Here is a 17945-nt window from a genome sequence, read left to right as displayed (position 1 = left end):
ACATGAAAGTAACAATCGATACGGGCGTCGCGCCCTACAGCGACGCATGGGCCGGGTTTCGCGGTGAAGAATGGAAAAACGCCGTCAACGTCCGCGATTTTATTCAGCATAACTACACCCCTTATGAAGGCGATGAAGCTTTCCTCGCGCAGGCGACGCCAGCAACGACGGCGCTGTGGCAGAAGGTAATGGTCGGCATTCGCCAGGAGAATGCCACCCACGCCCCGGTGGATTTTGACACCAACATTGCCACCACCATTACGGCCCACGGGCCGGGCTACATCGACCAGGATCTGGAGACGATCGTCGGTCTGCAAACCGATAAGCCGCTCAAGCGCGCGCTGCATCCGTATGGCGGGATCAACATGATCCGCAGCTCGTTCGAAGCCTATGGCCGGGAGATGGATCCGCAGTTCGAATATCTGTTTACCGACCTGCGCAAAACCCACAACCAGGGCGTGTTTGACGTCTACTCCCCGGAGATGATGCGCTGCCGTAAATCCGGCGTGCTGACCGGTCTGCCGGACGGCTACGGGCGCGGACGCATCATCGGCGACTATCGCCGCGTGGCGCTATACGGGATCGCTTATCTGGTGCGCGAGCGCGAACTTCAGTTTGCCGATCTGCAGGGCAGGCTGGAGCGCGGTGAAGATCTGGAGGCCACGATCCGCCTGCGTGAGGAGCTGGCGGAGCACAGGCGCGCGCTGCTGCAGATCCAGCAGATGGCGGCGAACTATGGCTTTGATATTTCACGTCCGGCGATGAACGCCCAGGAAGCGGTGCAGTGGGTCTATTTTGCCTACCTTGCAGCGGTGAAATCCCAGAACGGCGGGGCGATGTCGCTGGGGCGCACGGCCTCGTTCCTCGATATCTACATTGAACGCGACATGCAGGCGGGACGCCTGAATGAAGTCCAGGCGCAGGAGCTGATCGACCACTTCATCATGAAGATCCGCATGGTGCGTTTCCTGCGCACGCCGGAGTTCGACACGCTCTTCTCCGGCGATCCGATCTGGGCGACGGAAGTGATCGGCGGCATGGGGCTGGACGGGCGCACGCTGGTGACCAAAAACAGCTTCCGCTATCTGCACACGCTGCACACCATGGGGCCTGCGCCGGAGCCGAACCTGACGATCCTCTGGTCTGAACAACTGCCGATCGCGTTCAAGAAATACGCCGCGCAGGTGTCGATCGTCACCTCTTCGCTGCAGTATGAGAACGACGACCTGATGCGTGCGGACTTCAACAGCGACGACTACGCCATTGCCTGCTGCGTCAGCCCGATGGTGATCGGCAAGCAGATGCAGTTCTTTGGCGCGCGCGCCAACCTCGCCAAAACGCTGCTGTACGCGATCAACGGCGGGGTGGACGAGAAGCTGAAGATCCAGGTCGGCCCGAAAACCGAGCCGCTGCTGGACGACGTGCTGGATTACGATACCGTGATGGCGAGCCTCGACCACTTTATGGACTGGCTGGCGGTGCAGTACATCAGCGCCCTGAACCTCATTCACTACATGCATGATAAGTACAGCTACGAAGCCTCGCTGATGGCGCTCCACGACCGCGACGTCTATCGCACCATGGCCTGCGGCATTGCCGGGCTGTCGGTAGCAGCGGATTCCCTGTCGGCCATTAAATACGCCACGGTGAAGCCGGTGCGCGACCACACCGGTCTGGCGGTCGATTTCGTGATTGAAGGGGACTATCCGCAGTACGGCAACAACGACGACCGCGTGGACAGCATCGCCTGCGACCTGGTGGAGCGCTTTATGAAGAAAATTCAGGCGCTGCCAACCTACCGCAACGCGGTGCCAACCCAGTCGATTCTGACTATCACCTCCAACGTGGTTTACGGCCAGAAGACCGGGAACACGCCGGACGGACGCCGCGGCGGCACGCCGTTTGCGCCTGGCGCGAACCCGATGCACGGCCGCGACAGAAAAGGGGCCGTGGCCTCGCTAACGTCGGTGGCCAAGCTGCCGTTCACCTACGCGAAAGACGGGATCTCCTACACCTTCTCCATCGTGCCGCAGGCGCTGGGCAAGGACGAGCTGGTGCGCAAAACCAACCTGGTGGGGCTGCTGGACGGGTACTTCCATCACGAAGCGTCCATTGAGGGCGGGCAGCATCTGAACGTCAACGTCATGAACCGGGAAATGCTCCTCGATGCCATCGCGCATCCCGAGAATTACCCGAACCTGACGATCCGCGTTTCAGGCTATGCGGTGCGTTTTAACGCCCTGACGCGCGAGCAGCAGCAGGATGTGATTTCGAGGACGTTTACGCAATCTATCTGATGACATTCAGGTCTCATGCCCCCTCACCCTGGGGGCATTTTTTTGCCCGCTAAACATACAAAATTGTTTATATAATTACTCACACATATTCATCCGCTCTTGAAAAACAATACGCCTGCTTTTCCCTATCACAGCATGTAAGGACAGTAAGATGATGAAAATGACCCGTATTGCGCTGGCCGCCGCCTCGCTGGCAGCGTGCAGCTTAACGGCACAGGCCGCGAACGTTGAGGCTGCCCCGTCTCCCTCGCGGGATCCGCTGGTACAGCACCTGAAGCTCAGCAATGAGCAGGTTAAAAAGATTGAGGATCTGCATAAGCAGCTGGAACAAAATGTCAGCAAGATCCCCATGACGGGGGTGAAGGACGGCGCGCTGATCGACATGTTCCAGGCGGGTAAATGGGACGAAAGCACGGTGAAAAGCCAGCTTGCTGCCTTTAGCAAAATTGAAGAGCAGACCCGCTATTACCGCGTGAAATATTACTTCGACGTCAGCCAGGTGTTGACGCCGGAACAGCGTAAGCAGATTAGAACCGATATGGCTAACGCGCTGGCAGAGTGATTTCTTACGGCGCCGGATGATTCTGCCGTGGCTCGATCGGTTCCCTCTCCCATTGGGAGAGGGTTAGGGTGAGAGCATTCTCTAAACCGGCAAATCAATCAGCAGCGCGCGCAGCGGCGTATCCGCCACCAGGGTGATATTCGCTTCATCACGAATAAACGCCCCGTCGCCGCAGGTGAGCGCTTCTTTCTCTTCCGTGTGCGTCACCGCATGTACCGTACCGTGAATAGACTGCAAATAGGCGCGCGGACCATGAAGCTGGAAGCTCGCCTGTTCACCTTTCTTCAGTTCGATATGGTGCAGCCACACCTGCTGGCGCAGCTGCAGGCTACCTTTACTGCCGTCCGGCGATGCAATCAGCTGCTGCTTATCGCCCGTTAAATCTAACTTCTGTACCAGCGGATTTTCCCGCTCGGGGCAGGCGTCCAGCCACAGCTGCATACGGGTCAGCGTTTTGTCTTTGCTGAGGTTATGTTCGCTGTAGCTGATGCCCGGCTGCGTGGAAATTAACAACGCTTCGCCAGCCTTTGCCTGGACATGATTGCCCTCGCTATCGCGGTATTCTGCCTCGCCTTCCAGGATCAGGTTCAGGATATCGACTTTCGGGTACGTACGCGGCTGGAAGGAGGCGCCCGGGGCGAGCACTTCCTGATTCAACACGCGCAGTGAAGCGTAACCGAGGAGTTTAGGGTCAAAGTAGTGTCCAAAGGAAAAGGTGTAGCGGGCCTGCAGCCAACCGAAATCGGCTTGTCCGCACTGTTTAGCTGTTCTTGTCGTAATCATAAACTTGACCTCTCTTTACACTAAAACAATGGTAAAGGTATGGACGCTGCATTGTTAGCCAGATATTCTGCCCGGTATGTTCAAATTTACTGAATGAGAACGAGATGGCTAAAGAGAGAGCATTGACGCTTGAGGCGCTTCGCGTCATGGACGCGATTGACCGGCGCGGCAGTTTTGCGGCGGCGGCAGATGAGCTGGGGCGCGTTCCGTCTGCGCTAAGCTACACCATGCAGAAGCTGGAAGAAGAGCTGGACGTGGTGCTGTTTGACCGCTCCGGTCATCGAACAAAATTCACCAACGTGGGGCGAATGCTGCTGGAGCGCGGCCGCGTGCTGCTGGAAGCGGCGGACAAGCTCACAACGGACGCCGAAGCGCTGGCGCGCGGCTGGGAAACCCATCTGACGTTAGTTACCGAAGCGCTGGTGCCGACAGAAGCGCTGTTCCCGCTGGTGGACCGCCTGGCGGCGAAGGCCAATACGCAGCTGTCAATCATCACCGAGGTGCTGGCAGGCGCGTGGGAACGTCTGGAAACGGGCAGGGCGGATATTGTGATTGCGCCGGACATGCACTTCCGTTCCTCATCGGAAATCAACTCGCGCAAGCTCTACAGCGTGATGAACGTCTATGTTGCCGCACCTAATCACCCGATTCACCAGGAGCCGGAGCCGCTCTCTGAAGTGACGCGCGTGAAGTATCGCGGCGTGGCGGTAGCGGATACCGCGCGCGAGCGTCCGGTGCTGACGGTGCAGCTGCTGGATAAACAGCCTCGTCTGACGGTGACCTCGCTGGAAGACAAACGGCAGGCGCTATTGGCCGGTCTGGGCGTGGCGACCATGCCGTACCCGTTTGTCGAAAAAGACATTGCAGAAGGGCGGCTGCGCGTAGTCAGCCCGGAATATAGCCACGAGGTTGATATCATTATGGCGTGGCGCCGTGACAGCATGGGCGAAGCCAAATCATGGTGTTTACGCGAAATTCCGAAGCTTTTCACGCAATACAATAAATAAAATCGTAATTGGTAGGCCCGGTAAGCGAAGCGCCACCGGGCTTTTTTTATGCGCCGATCTTAGGATCCGGACCAAAGCGGTTTTCGCCCGGCGTCCCGCTCTGGCAGTTGAAGATCAAAATCACGATCCAGCCAATAATCGGGATCAACAGCAGCAATAACCACCACGCTGAACGATCGGTGTCGTGCAGTCGACGGAACAGCACCGCCCACGATGGCAGCAGGACTAACAGGCCATAAATGGTGGTCAGCACGCCTTCACCGCCAGCCCGCTCCCAGCCAAGAATTTTATCCACAATACCCAGCACCATAATGAGAATGAAGTTCACCAGAACGAACATCCAGTACTCTTTGCGGCGGGCACGGCCACCAAATCCAATGTAGTTACGCAGTACTTTTAAATACCAGTCCATTTTTCCTTGCCTCATTAGTCAGTCAATCACTTGTTTTCTAAGCGATCGAGGTAAGGATAGATGGAGATTGTGAATTAAAAAAGGGCATCTGGTGATGCCCTTCGTATTTATCCAAATCGGACGTCGCGCCCGTGAGGTTCATCCAGATCCTGCCACGGCCCAATGGAGATAATGCCCGTCGGGTTGATGGTTTTGTGGCTGCGGAAATAGTGGGTGCGGATATGGTCGAAGTCGACCGTGTCGGCAATACCCGGCATCTGGTAGATGTCACGCAGGAAACCATGCAGGTTCAGGTAATCGCTGATGCGGTGCTTGTCGCACTTAAAGTGGGTGACATAGACCGGATCGAAGCGAACCAGCGTGGTCCACAGGCGGATGTCCGCTTCCGTCAGGCGATCGCCCGTCAGGTAGCGATGCTGGCCCAGGATCTGCTCCAGACGCTCCAGCGATTCAAACACCTTTCCAACCGCTTCGTCATACGCTTCCTGGCTGGTGGCGAAACCGGCCTTGTAGACGCCGTTGTTGACGTTGTCGTAAATCCAGCTGTTCAGCTCATCAATCTTTTCGCGCAGTTCAACCGGATAGTAATCCCCGGCGCGGGCGCCGTGAGCGTCAAACGCGGTGTTGAACATGCGAATGATTTCCGCAGACTCATTGCTGACAATCGTCTGGTTTTTCTTGTCCCACAGCACCGGCACGGTAACGCGCCCGGTGTAGTGCGGATCGGCGCGCAGATAGAGCTGGTAAAGGAAATCGTGGTGGTAGAGATCGTCGCCGGTCGCCGCGGGGAAATCACTGTCAAACGTCCAGCCGTTTTCCAGCATCAGCGGGTTCACGACCGAAACCGGAATTAAGGATTCGAGACCTTTAAGCTTGCGCACAATCAGCGTGCGGTGTGCCCACGGGCAGGCAAGCGAAACATAAAGATGATAACGGTCTTTCTCAGCCGCGAAGCCGCCTTCGCCGCTCGGGCCTGGCGCGCCGTCGGCAGTCAGCCAGTTACGGAAGGCCGAAACTGAGCGCTTGAAGCGACCTCCGGTGGATTTGGTGTCATACCAGACATCCTGCCATACGCCGTCTACGAGTTGTCCCATTTTTTCTCCTCCGTCAGATAGCAAAAGCGAGGAGATGTCTCCTCGCTTTGTGTTCATTCAGTATAGCGTGCTTACCACTTCTTATTCAGAACGCGGTCGATGCTGTATGCGCCCGGGCCAGTGACGGCCAGCAGCAGGAAGCCACCCGCGATGGTCAGGTTTTTCATGAACATCAGAGAGTTCACGCCTTCCGCAAAGTTGCTGTGGAAGATGAACGCCGTCAGCACGGTGAAGCCTGCGGTAAACAGCGCGGTAGTACGGGTCAGGAAGCCGAACAGTACCGCCAGGCCGCCGCCGAACTCAAGAAGAATGGTCAGCGGCAGCAGGAATCCCGGAACGCCCATGGCTTCCATATACTGCTGGGTACCCGCATAACCGGTGATTTTTCCCCAACCTGCCACGATGAACAGAATTGGCATCAGAATACGCGCGACCAGTACACCAACATCTTCTAATTTTTTCATTTTACTCTCCAGGAAACCACATGAGCGGCTGAACATTATTTGTCTGCAATTCCGGGTAGATACCGCGGCGTTGCTGTCGATGGAGAGGATAATAAACGGGGCGGGTGGTAATTGTTAGCAAGGAAAACTGTCAATCTTCTTCAAAGATATTGAGTAAGGGAACGTGCGCGCTGGTGCCATAACCCCAACCCTTTCCCACGGGGAGAGGGCGCAAAAACAAAAAACGGTAACCTGAGTTACCGTTTTGCTTTTATCACCGCAGCTGCTGCTGCCGTAACGTTGCTTTCACCAGACGCCAGGCGCTCCAGGCGCCGAATCCACGACGAGCCCAGCGGATCAGCATGTTCGGATGACGAACGGACCAGATCGCCATTACGCTGCTGCCGACCAGCGCCCACGAACGCAGGCTCAGGACGGTATTCCAGCCCCGGTCAAACCGTCGCGTCGCGTCGATCCAGTCGCGACGACTGGCTGACAGATCCAGCCGTTGCTGCTGGATCTGGCTTAACAGGTACGCTTTTCGCTTTTGACGTTCGGCTTTATCGCTCACGGCTAGTCATCCTCCAGCAGAGCGCGATCGTTCGCCAGTTCCTGACGCGTATGGCGCAGGAAAGTGGATTTGCGCGCTTTACGCAGCGTCCAGATACCGCCTATCAACGCGGCGACCAGCAGAACGACGGTGGTGGCAATCATCGCGTTAAGACGATACTGCGGATCGATGGCCCAGATGATTAACACCATCAGGCTCATCAGACCAAACGCGGCAAAGAGCATGGTCAGCCCGAGCATTAGCAGCATCTGGAAGAGGTTCGCTTTCTCCTCTTCCAGCTCCACCACTGCCAGCCGGACGCGCGTTTCGGCAATCCCGACCAGCGTCGTTAAAATACGCTGGCCGATGCCGAGGACGTTGTTAGCAGGCCCTTGTGCGTGACGAGGATCTTCCATATCAACGCCGCGTCAGAAGGACACCCAGTACCACACCCACTGCGGCACCAATCCCTACACCCGTCCATGGATTATCACGCACATATTCGTCCGCGCGCGCAGCCGCTTCGCGGGTCTGTTTCGCCAGCGCATCACCGGTTTCACCCAGGCGATAGCGGCTCTCTTTCAGCGCCTGCTCCGCCTTGCTGCGCAGCTTGCTGACCTCTTCTTTTGACTTGTCAGCAGAGGAGTTCAGCACCTCTTCAAGGGTATCGGCCAGGGATTTCAGTTCAGCGCGCAGATGTTCAGACGTCGTATCTTTTGACATGATTCTCTCTCCTGTTGAGATTTCCGTTAACTCAATAATCGCGAGCTTCCAGCGCTTTCAGGTCATCCTGCGCTTCTTTCAACTTCTTCTCGCGCTTAGCAATTTTTTCCGCATCTCCTTTCTCTTTCGCTTCCTGCAGGTCGCGACGGCGCTCGGCTATCTCGTCCTTCTGTTCAGCGATTTTCTTCTTGTGATCGGCACGAAGCTTGCTGTCTGAACAGTTCGCTTTCACTTCGCTCAGCGCTTTTTTAAGACCATCAACACGGTGCTGATTGTTATGCTTTTCGGCATAACCGATCTCACGCTGAATATCCTGTTCTTTCTCCTGACAGAGAGAGTTTGCGAAGGATGCTGTGCTTAAAGAAAAAAGGGCCAGAGCCAGAGTCATGCGGAATTTCATTATCGAAACCTTCCATTGTGTTGCGGCGTTAGCCGCTATCCAAAGTTATGCGGAGTACATCGAGGGGTGCTCCGCGTACTTAAGCATAGTAAGTAAACGGGGGATTCACCAAAGTGAGTGAAAAGATTCGGAATCCTGGAAGTTATCCAAACCGATGCGACGTATCGCGAATCAATGACAGCCAGGCTGCAGGCTGGCTGTCATCTTCCTGCTGGGCAATGATATACCCGTGCGGCAGGGTACGGTCGAGAACCACTTTCGCGGCGGCACTTTGCGCACGGGAATCAAACTTGATCAGTAAAACATCGTCCTGCGGGGTAATGCTCTTAAAGCGGATCCCGTTCGCGTCCAGATGATGCCAGACAGAAAAACCGTCAGGCACGCTGGCGCCCTGGTTTACCGGGCGAATAGCCAGCGTCGATTCCTGATGCGAAAGCGCGCTCCATGCCAGCAGCATGGCGCTGAGGACGATCAGCGTAATCACGGCAACGGCAAAACGGCGCAGGGCGAGCGGTGAGATAGCCATCGTTAGCCTCTGGCTCCGTATTTCTTTTTCCACAGGACAACCAGTGAGCCAATCAGGCCGAAGACCAGCAGAACCACAGGCAGCAGCATCAGGCAGGACATCAGCTGGTCTTCATATTTCATAAAGACCGGCGTTTTACCCAGCGCATAGCCGAGCGTCGTCAGAATAAGCACCCATAGCAGGCCGCTCATCCAGTTAAAGAACTGGAAGCGCGTGCTGCTCAACCCCGACAGACCGGCAATGGTCGGCAGCAGGGTGCGAACAAAGGCGATAAAGCGGCCAATCAGCAGCGCGGAAAGCCCGTGCTTGTGGAAAAGGTGGTGCGCCCGCTGGTGATAATGCGCGGGAAGATGAGAGAGCCAGTTCTGGACGATCCGGGTATTGCCCAGCCATCGTCCCTGGATATAGCTCACCCAGCAGCCGAGGCTGGCCGCAACGGTCAGTAATAAAATGGTGTGTGGAAACGCCATCGCCCCTTTGGCACACAGCACGCCGACAAGCACCAGCAAACTGTCACCGGGCAGGAAAGCAGCAGGCAGCAAACCGTTCTCAAGGAACAGGATCATAAACAAGACGAAATAGAGCATGCCAATCATGGAAGGGTTGGCCAGCGTTTCAAAATCCTGCGCCCAGAGGGCATGCAGTAGTTGGGTCAAAAGTTCCATTCAGTGTTCCTGGAAATCGGTTAACGTCACGCCTGTTATCCGGGACAAACAGCACGGCGACATTGTTGTGATTTCATTATGGTCGCTCGCGGACACATTGCGGTGTGGCCAACACTGTTCCCTGTTAATTGGCTGGTTAGCAAGCACTAACTTACAAAATAAGGAATTGAATCCAATTGTAACAAAGCCCAACGTTCTGCGTCACAGAATTTGCAGGGGTGAGTTGATTTTGGCGTAAGCCCAGGAAGTGAGCGAGGGGATTTACAAAGGCTGACACTATATATGTTTTGCTTACTCCTGTAAGCCGGAAGGCGCGACGTAGCGCCTGCCAGCAGAAAGGTCATCTATTTTGCGGCACTGGGGGCCGTATCGAGATGAACAACCGGATTATCGGCAAAAAGATAGCGGTCAGCGTTAAATTCGAAGTCATCGCTGGTTTCGTTGAACAGCATCTGCTTGGTGTTTTCCAGGTGCTGCCACATCGCCAGCTTAGCGGCATGCGGATCTTTACGAATCAGCGCCTTAAGGATTTGGTCGTGATCGTCGCACCAGTTGTCGACGGTACGGGAATCGATATGGTCGTGCAGTTTTTTCCAGTACGGGTTGTGAACGCGCTGAGTCCACATTTTTTCAACGATTGCCGCCAGGGCCGTATTTTGGGTTGCCAGGGCGACCTGAACGTGGAACTGCAGATCCCACTCTGAATCGCGGAAACATTTCTCCTTACGGGCATTCTCCTGGATCTCCATCAGCTTCATGATGTCCTGCTTGGTCACCTGCGTCGCCGCAAACTCAGCAATATTGCTTTCGATCAGCTGGCGAGCCTGGAGCAGCTCAAACGGGCCATAGCTGGCGAATTCCAGACTTTCGTCCGCGACGGGAGAGTGTTTCGGCAGATTAGAAATCACGTGAATGCCGGAGCCTTTGCGTACCTCAACGTAGCCTTCCACTTCCAGCATGATAATTGCTTCACGCACCACGGTGCGGCTGACGCTTTTTTCATCCGCGATAAAGCGCTCGGCGGGAAGTTTATCACCGACAAGATAGACGCCTTGCTCGATGCGATCTTTCAGCTCCGCAGCAAGTTGTTGATATAAACGACGTGGTTCGGTGATTTCCATATGCGCTCCAGGCAGGGTACGGCAGATGATTTGTTATACCACTTTTGCGTGCCACTCTCCAGATTTTGCCATTAAAAAAGCCGCCCGGAGGCGGCTTCGGCGAAACGCATTTTCGCTAACTCTGCGTCGCCGGTTTCCCGAGTGACTCTTTCGCCAGCTCCTCTGCCGATTTGCTTTTCAGCACCGTCCAGATAACCACCGCACCCATCAGGTCGAAGATCGCCAGCACCGCGAACAGCGGGCTGAAGCCGATGGTATCCGCCAGCGCGCCGACCACCAGTGCAAACATGGTGCTCGCGGTCCAGGCGGCCATGCCGGTCAGACCGTTGGCGGTTGCCACTTCGTTACGACCAAAGACGTCAGACGAGAGCGTAATCAGCGCGCCGGACAGGGACTGGTGCGCAAAGCCACCGATGCACAGCAGGGCAATGGCGACGTACGGGCTGGTGAACAGGCCGATCATGCCTGGGCCGATCATCAGCAGCGCGCCCATGGTCACCACCATCTTACGGGAAACAATCAGGTTCACGCCAAACCAGCGCTGGAACAGCGGTGGCAGGTAGCCGCCCACGATACAGCCCAGGTCAGCGAACAGCATTGGCATCCAGGCGAACATCGCGATCTCTTTCAGGTTAAAGCCGTAGACTTTAAACATGAACAGGGGGATCCACGCGTTAAAGGTACCCCAGGCCGGTTCAGCCAGGAAACGCGGCAGGGCGATGCCCCAGAACTGACGGGTACCCAGGATCTGCCAGACGGTCATTTTTTTGCCGTTGTTGGTCTGATGCTGCGCTTCCTGACCGCCAATGATGTATTCACGTTCTTCTTCGGAAAGCTTTTTCTGATCGCGCGGGTGTTTGTAGAAAATCAGCCACGCCATCGCCCAGGCGAAGCTCAGCACGCCAGAGATAATGAACGCCATCTGCCAGCTGTGCATCACGATAGCCCACACCACCAGCGGCGGCGCTATCATCGCCCCGATGGACGAGCCCACGTTGAAGTAGCCGACCGCAATGGAACGCTCTTTCGCCGGGAACCACTCGGAGCTGGCCTTCAGGCCCGCCGGGATCATCGCGGCTTCAGCCGCACCGACCGCACCGCGCGCCAGCGCCAGTCCACCCCAGCTGCCTGCCAGCGCGGTTGCACCGCAGAACACCGCCCAGGCGATGGCGAAGAAGGCATAACCGATTTTGGTACCGAGAATGTCCAGCACATAGCCCGCAACAGGCTGCATGATGGTATAAGCCGCGGAATAGGCGGCAATGATGTAGGAGTATTGCTGCGTGGAGATATGCAGCTCTTCCATCAACGTTGGCGCTGCTGCTGCCACGGTGTTACGCGTCAGGTAGCCCAGCACGGTGCCTAACGTCACCAGTGCGATCATATACCAACGTAACCCTTTAATTTTACGCATCTAAAACCTCATCGTTATGTTATTTCCGCGCCAGAGCACGGCAACCTCTCAACCGTTTCCGGGAGCAGTTGTGTAACGGGAGGGGCGTAACCAGGAGCATGTCCCGGAACGGCCCGAACCTTGCCATAAGTAAGCGTGCATAAGTCGGTATCCGTACCGTTAAACCCGATGTCTCTCACACCGGTAATGCATTCCGTCGGCTGAGTGTTTGCGACGGCGAAAAGATAACTTGTCATACAACTTTAAAAGGTGAGTGACATCACAAATGTATGATTCTTTGTGGGGACATTAATCGTCGCGCGCAAAGCCAGTATTGGCGCGGCCTGCAGAAGGGTTTGCTTCATTGAGGGTAATTTATTTGTTGGCGTTTATTGATCTCACTCACGAAAAAAGCTTCGGTTGGTGGAAATTGGTGTGATAACTTTGCAGCATATGAACATACGCTTTCTGCGCTCCCGTAATGAGGAAGACGATAATGACGCCGTTTATGACCGAAGATTTTCTGTTAGATACCGAATTTGCTCGCCGCCTGTACCACGACTACGCAAAAGACCAGCCGATTTTCGACTACCACTGCCATTTACCGCCGCAGCAGGTTGCCGAAAATTATCGCTTCAAAAACCTGTATGACATCTGGCTGAAGGGTGACCACTATAAATGGCGTGCCATGCGCACCAACGGCGTGGCTGAGCGCCTGTGTACCGGCGATGCGACCGACCGCGAGAAGTTTGACGCCTGGGCGGCAACCGTTCCGCACACCATCGGCAACCCGCTCTACCACTGGACCCATCTTGAACTCCGCCGTCCGTTTGGCATCACCGGCAAGCTGCTTTCCCCAACGACCGCGGATGAAATCTGGGATCGCTGCAACGCGCTGCTGGCGCAGGATAACTTCTCCGCGCGCGGCATCATGAAGCAGATGAACGTGAAGATGGTGGGCACCACCGACGATCCGATCGACTCCCTGGAGCATCATGCCGTTGTCGCGAAAGACACCTCTTTTGATATCAAAGTGCTGCCAAGCTGGCGCCCGGACAAAGCCTTCAACATTGAGCAGGCCACCTTCACCGACTACATGGCGAAGCTGGCGGAAGTGTCGGATACCGACATCCGTCGTTTCGCTGACCTGCAAACCGCGCTGACCAAACGTCTGGATCACTTCGCGGCGCACGGCTGTAAAGTGTCTGACCACGCGCTGGACGTGGTGCTGTTTGCGGAATCAAACGAAGCCGAGCTGGACAGCATTCTGGCGCGTCGTCTCTCTGGCGAAGGCTTAAGCGAGCACGAAGTGGCGCAGTTCAAAACGGCGGTGCTGGTATTCCTCGGTGCGGAATACGCGCGTCGCGGCTGGGTACAGCAGTACCATATCGGCGCGCTACGCAATAATAACCAGCGCCAGTTCAAACTGCTCGGTGCTGACGTGGGCTTCGACTCCATCAACGATCGTCCGCTGGCGGAAGAGCTGTCAAAACTGCTGAGCAAACAGAACGAACAAAACCTGCTGCCTAAAACCATCCTGTACTGCCTGAACCCGCGCGATAACGAAGTGCTGGGTACCATGGTCGGCAACTTCCAGGGCGAAGGGATGCCGGGCAAGATGCAGTTCGGTTCCGGCTGGTGGTTTAACGATCAGAAAGATGGCATGGAGCGTCAGATGACGCAGCTCGCGCAGCTGGGTCTGCTGAGCCGCTTTGTCGGCATGCTGACCGACAGCCGCAGCTTCCTGTCCTATACCCGTCATGAATATTTCCGACGCATTCTGTGCCAGATGATTGGCCGCTGGGTACACGCGGGCGAAGCGCCAGCGGATATCCAGCTGCTGGGCGAAATGGTGAGAAACATCTGCTTTAACAATGCGCGTGACTACTTCGCCATTGAACTGAACTAAGGCCGTTTGAGGTTGATATGCAATACATCAAAATCCATTCGCTGGATAACGTGGCCGTCGCGCTGACGGATCTCGCTGAAGGCGACGTGGTGACCGTTGATAACCAGAGCGTCACCCTGCGTCAGGCGATCGTCCGTGGACACAAGTTTGCCCTGATCCCCATTGCGAAAGGGGAGAACGTGGTGAAGTACGGTTTGCCCATCGGCCATGCGCTGGCGGATATTGCGCCGGGTGAATACATTCACTCACACAATACCCGCACCAATCTGAGCGATCTGGACGAGTACAGCTATCAACCTGATTTACCGGCGGAAGAGCGTCAGGCGGCGGATCGTGAGGTGCAGATCTACCGTCGCGCCAGCGGCGACGTGGGGATCCGCAACGAGCTGTGGATCCTCCCGACCGTCGGCTGCGTCAACGGAATTGCGCGCCAGATCCAGACGCGCTTCCTGAAAGAGACCAACAACGCCGAAGGGACTGACGGCGTGCATCTCTTCAGCCACACCTACGGCTGTTCCCAGCTCGGTGACGACCACATTAACACCCGCACCATGCTGCAAAACATGGTGCGTCACCCGAACGCGGGCGCGGTTCTGGTGATCGGTCTGGGCTGCGAGAACAATCAGGTGGACGCCTTCCGCGACACGCTGGGCGAGTTCGATCCCGAGCGCGTGCATTTTATGGTGTGCCAGCATCAGGACGACGAAGTGGAAGCGGGCGTTGAACAGCTTCACCAGCTTTATGAGGTGATGCGCCACGACAGGCGCGAGCCGGGCAAGCTGAGCGAGCTGAAGTTTGGGCTGGAGTGCGGCGGGTCAGATGGCCTTTCCGGCATTACCGCTAACCCGATGCTGGGCCGCTTCTCGGATTACGTGATTGCCAACGGCGGCACGACGGTGTTGACCGAAGTGCCGGAAATGTTCGGCGCGGAGCGTATTCTGATGAGCCACTGCCGCGACGAAGAAACCTTTGAGAAGACCGTCACCATGGTGAACGACTTCAAACAGTACTTCATCGCCCACAATCAGCCGATTTACGAGAACCCGTCGCCGGGCAACAAAGCGGGCGGGATCACCACGCTGGAAGAGAAATCCCTCGGCTGCACTCAGAAAGCGGGCGCGAGCCAGGTGGCCGACGTTCTGCGCTACGGCGAGCGCCTGAAAACTCACGGTCTGAACCTGCTGAGCGCACCGGGCAACGATGCGGTCGCCACCAGCGCGCTGGCGGGTGCCGGCTGCCATATGGTGCTGTTCAGTACCGGTCGCGGTACGCCGTACGGTGGTTTTGTGCCGACGGTGAAAATCGCTACCAACAGCGAGCTGGCGGCAAAGAAAAAGCACTGGATCGACTTTGATGCGGGCCAGCTGATTCACGGCAAAGCGATGCCGCAGCTGCTGACGGAGTTCGTGGATACTATCGTGGAATTTGCTAACGGCAGGCAGACCTGTAACGAGAAGAACGACTTCCGCGAGCTGGCGATCTTTAAGAGTGGTGTGACGCTTTAATCGGTGCGGCCTGATGCCCTCACCCTGACCCTCTCCCACGGGGAGAGGGGACAAACACTAAAAACGGCAACCTCAGGGTTGCCGTTTTGCTGTTAGCCTCGCAGGGGGTTCTTCGCTAAACGCGCGTCTTCCGCCTGACAGGCCGCTGCGGTAAACAGCACGTCGGTAGAGGAGTTCAGCGCTGTTTCGCAGGAGTCCTGCAGCACGCCGATGATAAAGCCGACGGCCACAACCTGCATCGCAATCTCGTTCGGGATGCCGAACATATTACACGCCAGGGGGATCAGCAGCAGCGAACCGCCCGCTACGCCGGATGCGCCACAGGCACACAGTGACGCCACCACGCTCAGCAGCAATGCGGTTGGCAGATCCACCGGAATGCCCAGCGTATGCACCGCCGCCAGGGTCAGAACGGTAATGGTGATTGCCGCGCCCGCCATGTTTACGGTTGCGCCCAGTGGGATCGACACGGAGTAGGTATCGCGGTCCAGGTTCAGCTTCTCCGCCAGCGCCATGTTAACCGGAATGTTCGCCGCAGAGCTGCGGGTGAAGAAGGCATACACGCCGCTTTCGCGCAGGCAGGTCAGCACCAGCGGATACGGGTTGCGGCGGATCTGCCAGAACACCAGCAGCGGGTTGATCACCAGCGCCACCAGCAGCATACAGCCGACCAGCACAACCAGCAGCTGCGCGTAGCCCCACAGCGCGTCGAAACCGGTGGTTGCAAGCGTAGAGGAGACCAGCCCGAAAATACCGATTGGCGCAAAGCGAATCACCAGCTTCACCATAAAGGTCACGGCGTTGGACAGATCGTTGACCAGGTTTTTCGTGGTGTCGTTACCGTGACGCAGCGCGAAGCCCAGACCAATCGCCCAGACCAGGATGCCAATGTAGTTTCCGCTCATCAGCGCGGTGATGGGGTTAGAAACCATGCTCATCAGCAGTCCGCGAAGCACTTCGACAATGCCGGATGGCGGCGTGATGTCACCGGCCGCGCTGGTCAGGTGCAGCGTGGACGGGAACAGGAAGCTAAACACCACGGCCGTTAAGGCAGCCGAGAAGGTTCCCAGCAGATACAGGAACAGAATGGGGCGAATGTTGGTTTTTTGTCCGTGCTGGTGGTTGGCAATCGACGCCATGACCAGCATCAGAACCAGTACCGGTGCGACGGCCTTCAGTGCGCCAACGAAAAGGGTCCCGAGCAGCCCCGTAGCCTCCGCAGCAGGTTTTGACACCATCGCCAGCAGAATACCCAGCACCAGCCCGACCAGAATTTGTTTAACGAGGCTGCCCTGCGCCAGGCGCGCGAACAGTCCGCTTGATTGTGTGCTCATACGTATTTCCTGAGTGAAATTGCGTTCCATCCCGGATGTGCTCTTAGTCACATTTATGTCCGGATGTAAGTAAATGTTTGCCTGGTCGAGTATAGGGAATGCGCGAAAGGAAGAAAGCGTAAAATGCTGGATTTTACGTGTTGCATCATATTTTTTAACTGCTGCGTTACAAAAGTGTGTTCACCCTCTCCCTGCGGGAGAGGGCTGGGGTGAGGGGGATTACTCCACCTGCTGCTTCTTATCGTGCTGGCGGTTAACCCAGGTATTGATAATCAGCGTCACGATCAGAATGCCAAACACCACGCCGAGCGAAATGGCGATCGGGATATGGTAGAAATCGACGATCAGCATCTTGATGCCGATAAACACCAGGATCACCGACAGACCGTACTTCAGCATCGAGAATCGCTCCGCCGCGCCCGCCAGCAGGAAGTACATCGCACGCAGGCCGAGAATGGCGAACAGGTTAGACGTCAGGACGATGAACGGGTCGGTGGTCACCGCGAAGATCGCCGGAATGCTGTCCACCGCGAAAATCACGTCGCTCAGCTCAACCAGAATCAGTACCAGCAGCAGCGGAGTGGCGAACAGCAGGCCGTTCTTGCGCACGAAGAAGTGCTCGCTCTCGATCTTGTCGGTCATGCGCAGATGCCCACGGATCCACTTCACCAGCGGGCGATCGCCAATCGCGGAGCCGTCTTCTTTCGCCAGCGCCATTTTGACCCCGGTGAACAGCAGGAACGCGCCGAAGACGTACAGCAGCCATTCGAACTGGGTAATCAGCCAGCTGCCGGCGAAGATCATGATGGTACGCAGGATAATCGCGCCCAGCACGCCGTAGACCAGCACGCGTCGCTGCAGGGCAGCAGGCACGGCAAAGTAGCTGAACAGCATCAGCCAGACGAAGACGTTATCAACCGCCAGGGCTTTTTCAATCAGATAACCGGTGAGGAAGGCGAGCGCCTGAGGGTCGGCCACCGCGCGGCCTTCGGTCGAGGCCAGGTACCACCAGAAGGCGGCACAGAACAGCAGGGAGAGGGTGACCCACACCAGAGACCAGGCCGCAGCCTGTTTGATGCTCATGCCGTGTGCGCCGCGACGCCCCTGCAAAAAGAGGTCGATCGCCAGCATGATGAGCACGACAACCGCGAATCCGCCCCACAACATTGGAGTGCCGACAGAATGCATACTATTTTCCTTACACATAAAAAACAAAAACGG

Annotated in this window: 19 protein-coding genes; 5 read left to right on the top strand and 14 right to left on the bottom strand. The window is 56.6% G+C overall.

Annotated features, from left to right (window positions below; translation table 11 throughout):
• The first annotated feature begins 2 nt into the window (after positions 1 to 2).
• Both pflB and AC27FC_RS15145 read left to right on the top strand, forming a co-directional pair.
• Positions 3 to 2297, top strand: a complete 2295-nt coding sequence (gene pflB, locus AC27FC_RS15150) for a formate C-acetyltransferase (protein ID WP_023309297.1) — start codon at positions 3 to 5, stop codon at positions 2295 to 2297.
• A gap of 151 nt (positions 2298 to 2448) precedes the next feature.
• Entirely contained in the window at positions 2449 to 2859 is a 411-nt protein-coding gene (locus AC27FC_RS15145) for a Spy/CpxP family protein refolding chaperone (protein WP_487160238.1), read from the top strand.
• A gap of 81 nt (positions 2860 to 2940) precedes the next feature.
• Here AC27FC_RS15145 and AC27FC_RS15140 read toward each other — a convergent pair whose 3' ends face one another.
• Positions 2941 to 3642 (bottom strand): pirin family protein, encoded by a 702-nt coding sequence (locus AC27FC_RS15140; protein WP_023309295.1) that lies wholly within the window; start codon positions 3640 to 3642, stop codon positions 2941 to 2943.
• A 104-nt stretch (positions 3643 to 3746) separates the two neighbouring features.
• On the opposite strand from AC27FC_RS15140, the gene AC27FC_RS15135 reads away from it, so the two are divergent.
• Complete coding sequence (locus AC27FC_RS15135; RefSeq protein ID WP_029739659.1) at positions 3747 to 4649, top strand: LysR family transcriptional regulator; 903 nt, start codon at positions 3747 to 3749, stop codon at positions 4647 to 4649.
• Between the two features lie 46 nt (positions 4650 to 4695).
• On the opposite strand, the gene AC27FC_RS15130 is transcribed toward AC27FC_RS15135, so the two are convergent.
• From AC27FC_RS15130 to AC27FC_RS15080, 11 genes are all read right to left on the bottom strand, one after another.
• A complete protein-coding gene (locus AC27FC_RS15130) occupies positions 4696 to 5061 on the bottom strand; it encodes a DUF805 domain-containing protein (RefSeq protein WP_029739660.1) in 366 nt (121 codons plus the stop codon).
• 107 nt (positions 5062 to 5168) lie between these two features.
• Positions 5169 to 6155, bottom strand: a complete 987-nt coding sequence (locus AC27FC_RS15125; RefSeq protein ID WP_054830056.1) for a glutathione S-transferase family protein — start codon at positions 6153 to 6155, stop codon at positions 5169 to 5171.
• Positions 6156 to 6226: 71 nt separating this feature from the next.
• A complete protein-coding gene (locus tag AC27FC_RS15120; RefSeq protein WP_023309292.1) occupies positions 6227 to 6619 on the bottom strand; it encodes a DoxX family protein in 393 nt (130 codons plus the stop codon).
• A 253-nt stretch (positions 6620 to 6872) separates the two neighbouring features.
• On the bottom strand, positions 6873 to 7169 hold the full coding sequence (locus AC27FC_RS15115; RefSeq protein ID WP_039260464.1) for a YqjK-like family protein: 297 nt from the start codon (positions 7167 to 7169) through the stop codon (positions 6873 to 6875).
• 2 nt (positions 7170 to 7171) lie between these two features.
• Complete coding sequence (locus tag AC27FC_RS15110; protein WP_023333540.1) at positions 7172 to 7564, bottom strand: phage holin family protein; 393 nt, start codon at positions 7562 to 7564, stop codon at positions 7172 to 7174.
• 1 nt (position 7565) lies between these two features.
• Positions 7566 to 7871: an ElaB/YgaM/YqjD family protein gene (locus AC27FC_RS15105; protein ID WP_008503141.1), complete on the bottom strand. Its 306-nt coding sequence runs from the start codon at positions 7869 to 7871 to the stop codon at positions 7566 to 7568.
• Between the two features lie 31 nt (positions 7872 to 7902).
• Positions 7903 to 8271 carry a DUF1090 domain-containing protein gene (locus AC27FC_RS15100; protein ID WP_023309291.1) on the bottom strand — a complete coding sequence of 123 codons (369 nt, stop codon included), beginning with the start codon at positions 8269 to 8271 and terminating at the stop codon, positions 7903 to 7905.
• 142 nt (positions 8272 to 8413) lie between these two features.
• Positions 8414 to 8797: an EnvZ/OmpR regulon moderator MzrA gene (gene mzrA / locus AC27FC_RS15095; protein WP_039260467.1), complete on the bottom strand. Its 384-nt coding sequence runs from the start codon at positions 8795 to 8797 to the stop codon at positions 8414 to 8416.
• 2 nt (positions 8798 to 8799) lie between these two features.
• Positions 8800 to 9462, bottom strand: coding sequence for a DedA family general envelope maintenance protein YqjA (yqjA, locus tag AC27FC_RS15090; protein WP_024906405.1), 663 nt, complete (start codon positions 9460 to 9462; stop codon positions 8800 to 8802).
• Positions 9463 to 9806: 344 nt separating this feature from the next.
• Positions 9807 to 10583, bottom strand: a complete 777-nt coding sequence (gene exuR / locus AC27FC_RS15085) for a transcriptional regulator ExuR (protein ID WP_023615584.1) — start codon at positions 10581 to 10583, stop codon at positions 9807 to 9809.
• Positions 10584 to 10698: 115 nt separating this feature from the next.
• A complete protein-coding gene (locus tag AC27FC_RS15080) occupies positions 10699 to 11997 on the bottom strand; it encodes an MFS transporter (RefSeq protein WP_023333537.1) in 1299 nt (432 codons plus the stop codon).
• Between the two features lie 475 nt (positions 11998 to 12472).
• Between AC27FC_RS15080 and uxaC the strand changes: the two genes are divergently transcribed.
• The gene (uxaC, locus tag AC27FC_RS15075; protein ID WP_047060289.1) at positions 12473 to 13885 is read left to right on the top strand and encodes a glucuronate isomerase; all 1413 of its coding nucleotides are present in this window, start codon (positions 12473 to 12475) and stop codon (positions 13883 to 13885) included.
• Positions 13886 to 13902: 17 nt separating this feature from the next.
• Positions 13903 to 15390, top strand: coding sequence for a UxaA family hydrolase (locus AC27FC_RS15070; RefSeq protein WP_094934456.1), 1488 nt, complete (start codon positions 13903 to 13905; stop codon positions 15388 to 15390).
• 92 nt (positions 15391 to 15482) lie between these two features.
• Here AC27FC_RS15070 and sstT read toward each other — a convergent pair whose 3' ends face one another.
• Together sstT and AC27FC_RS15060 are read right to left on the bottom strand one after the other, a co-directional pair.
• Positions 15483 to 16724, bottom strand: coding sequence for a serine/threonine transporter SstT (gene sstT, locus AC27FC_RS15065; protein WP_033146717.1), 1242 nt, complete (start codon positions 16722 to 16724; stop codon positions 15483 to 15485).
• A gap of 219 nt (positions 16725 to 16943) precedes the next feature.
• Positions 16944 to 17912, bottom strand: a complete 969-nt coding sequence (locus AC27FC_RS15060) for a TerC family protein (RefSeq protein WP_029739669.1) — start codon at positions 17910 to 17912, stop codon at positions 16944 to 16946.
• Positions 17913 to 17945: the final 33 nt, after the last annotated feature.

This window comes from Enterobacter sp. C3_dUdeg (assembly GCF_057536195.1).
Note: the sequence above shows the minus strand (reverse complement) of the source record. Positions and strands in the feature narration are given on the sequence as shown.